Below are 3,409 nucleotides of genomic sequence, written 5' to 3'. Positions count from 1 at the left end.
GGGTGGAAAGTTTTTCGGCCTGGGATGGGCTCGCGGCCTATCAGCTTGTTGGTGGGGTGATGGCCTACCAAGGCGACGACGGGTAGCCGGCCTGAGAGGGCGACCGGCCACACTGGGACTGAGACACGGCCCAGACTCCTACGGGAGGCAGCAGTGGGGAATATTGCACAATGGGCGGAAGCCTGATGCAGCGACGCCGCGTGAGGGATGACGGCCTTCGGGTTGTAAACCTCTTTCAGCAGGGACGAAGCGCAAGTGACGGTACCTGCAGAAGAAGCGCCGGCCAACTACGTGCCAGCAGCCGCGGTAAGACGTAGGGCGCGAGCGTTGTCCGGATTTATTGGGCGTAAAGAGCTCGTAGGCGGCTTGTCGCGTCGACCGTGAAAACTTGGGGCTCAACCCCAAGCCTGCGGTCGATACGGGCAGGCTAGAGTTCGGTAGGGGAGACTGGAATTCCTGGTGTAGCGGTGAAATGCGCAGATATCAGGAGGAACACCGGTGGCGAAGGCGGGTCTCTGGGCCGATACTGACGCTGAGGAGCGAAAGCGTGGGGAGCGAACAGGATTAGATACCCTGGTAGTCCACGCTGTAAACGTTGGGCGCTAGGTGTGGGGGGCCTCTCCGGTTCTCTGTGCCGCAGCTAACGCATTAAGCGCCCCGCCTGGGGAGTACGGCCGCAAGGCTAAAACTCAAAGGAATTGACGGGGGCCCGCACAAGCGGCGGAGCATGCGGATTAATTCGATGCAACGCGAAGAACCTTACCTGGGTTTGACATGGCCGCAAAACCTCCAGAGATGGGGGGTCCTTCGGGGGCGGTCACAGGTGGTGCATGGCTGTCGTCAGCTCGTGTCGTGAGATGTTGGGTTAAGTCCCGCAACGAGCGCAACCCTCGTTCGATGTTGCCAGCGCGTTATGGCGGGGACTCATCGAAGACTGCCGGGGTCAACTCGGAGGAAGGTGGGGATGACGTCAAGTCATCATGCCCCTTATGTCCAGGGCTTCACGCATGCTACAATGGCCGGTACAATGGGCTGCGATACCGTGAGGTGGAGCGAATCCCAAAAAGCCGGTCTCAGTTCGGATCGGGGTCTGCAACTCGACCCCGTGAAGTCGGAGTCGCTAGTAATCGCAGATCAGCAACGCTGCGGTGAATACGTTCCCGGGCCTTGTACACACCGCCCGTCACGTCACGAAAGTCGGCAACACCCGAAGCCGGTGGCCCAACCCTTGTGGAGGGAGCCGTCGAAGGTGGGGCTGGCGATTGGGACGAAGTCGTAACAAGGTAGCCGTACCGGAAGGTGCGGCTGGATCACCTCCTTTCTAAGGAGCACCATCCGGCGAAAGCTGGTATGGAGCCCGCGATCTGCGAATGTCAGGTCGGGGTGCTCAATGGCGGAGACACTGGTGAGTCTTTCTCTGGCAACGGCCATGGGTTTCTAGTACAGCCATCTTCGGGTGGTGGGAACGAAGGCTTGTGGTGCGGCTGGGGAGGGGCGGAGAGCACCCTGTTGGGTCCTGAAGGAACAACTACGGTTGTCTTTCAGAGCCATGGCCCCTGTTGTGGGGGTTGTTTGGTTGCCAGGCGTGGCCTGGCCTCGCATACCGGATCCGTGTGGGTTGCTGGTGTGAGGTCGTGGGGTTTACGGGTTGGTTGTTTGTTGAGAATTGCACAGTGGACGCGAGCATCTTTGTGGTCAAGTTGTCAAGGGCGAACGGTGGATGCCTTGGCACCAGGAGCCGATGAAGGACGTGGGAGGCCGCGATAGGCCTGGGGGAGCTGTCAACCAAGCTGTGATCCCAGGGTGTCCGAATGGGGAAACCTGGCTGGAGTCATGTCCAGTCACCCGCACCTGAATTCATAGGGTGTGTGGGGGGAACGCGGGGAAGTGAAACATCTCAGTACCCGTAGGAAGAGAAAACAATAGTGATTCCGTGAGTAGTGGCGAGCGAAAGCGGATTGAGGCTAAACCGGTTGCGTGTGATACCTGTCAGGGGTTGCGTGGTCGGGGTTGTGGGACCCTGCTACACGAGCTGACACTCGTGTGAGGAGTGATAAAGCCAGTGTATAGCCGAATGGTCTGGAATGGCTGACCGTAGACGGTGAGAGTCCGGTAGGTGAAATGTGCTGGTCTTCTGTGGGTGTTCCCGAGTAGCGGCGGACTCCTGTAATCTGCCGTGAATCTGCCAGGACCACCTGGTAAGCCTAAATACTTCCTGGTGACCGATAGCGGACGAGTACCGTGAGGGAATGGTGAAAAGTACCCCGGGAGGGGAGTGAAATAGTACCTGAAACCGTTCGCCTACAATCCGTCGGAGCCTTGCGGGGTGACGGCGTGCCTTTTGAAGAATGAGCCTGCGAGTTAGTGGCATGTGGCGAGGTTAACCCGTGTGGGGGAGCCGTAGCGAAAGCGAGTCTGAATAGGGCGTTTGAGTCGCATGCTCTAGACCCGAAGCGGAGTGATCTAGCCATGGGCAGGCTGAAGCGTGGGTAAGACTACGTGGAGGGCCGAACCCACCAACGTTGAAAAGTTGGGGGATGACCTGTGGTTAGGGGTGAAAGGCCAATCAAACTCCGTGATAGCTGGTTCTCCCCGAAATGCATTTAGGTGCAGCGTCGCGTGTTTCTTGCCGGAGGTAGAGCACTGGATGGTCTAGGGGGCCCACAAGCTTACCGAAATCAGCCAAACTCCGAATGCCGGTAAGTGAGAGCGCGGCAGTGAGACTGCGGGGGATAAGCTTCGTAGTCGAGAGGGAAACAGCCCAGATCACCAGCTAAGGCCCCTAAGCGTGTGCTAAGTGGAAAAGGATGTGGGGTCGCATAGACAACCAGGAGGTTGGCTTAGAAGCAGCCACCCTTTAAAGAGTGCGTAATAGCTCACTGGTCAAGTGGTTCCGCGCCGACAATGTAGCGGGGCTCAAGCACACCGCCGAAGCTGTGGCACTCACATGATACTTTGCCAGGCCTTGATGCCTGGTGCAGGTGTGTGGGTGGGTAGGGGAGCGTCGTGCCGGGGGTGAAGCAGCGGGGTGACCTAGTTGTGGACGCGGCACGAGTGAGAATGCAGGCATGAGTAGCGAAAGAAGGGTGAGAAACCCTTCCGCCGGATGACCAAGGGTTCCAGGGCCAGGCTAATCCGCCCTGGGTGAGTCGGGACCTAAGGCGAGGCCGAGAGGCGTAGTCGATGGACAACGGGTTGATATTCCCGTACCCGCGAAAGAGCGCCCGTGATGAACCTCGTTGTGCTAACCACCCGAACCTTGTGAGGTCTTCGGACTGATCGTGGGGAGCGTGGGAACCTGGCGGGTAGTAGTCAAGCGATGGGGTGACGCAGGAAGGTAGCTGATCCCGGCCGGTGGTTGTGCCGGGGTAAGCGTGTAGGCCGTACCGTAGGCAAATCCGCGGTGCAT

2 rRNA genes are annotated in these 3,409 nt (G+C 59.0%); both read left to right on the top strand.

Annotation, left to right across the window (positions count from 1 at the left end):
• Positions 1-1,321, top strand: a 16S ribosomal RNA gene (locus LPA42_RS33260); the annotation flags it as partial.
• A 372-nt stretch (positions 1,322-1,693) separates the two neighbouring features.
• Positions 1,694-3,409: ribosomal RNA gene (locus tag LPA42_RS33255) — 23S ribosomal RNA — on the top strand; the annotation flags it as partial.

Origin of the sequence: Micromonospora sp. DH13, assembly GCF_020873825.1 — a bacterium.
GTDB lineage: Bacteria > Actinomycetota > Actinomycetes > Mycobacteriales > Micromonosporaceae > Micromonospora > Micromonospora haikouensis.
This window is presented reverse-complemented; position numbering and strand designations above follow the sequence as displayed.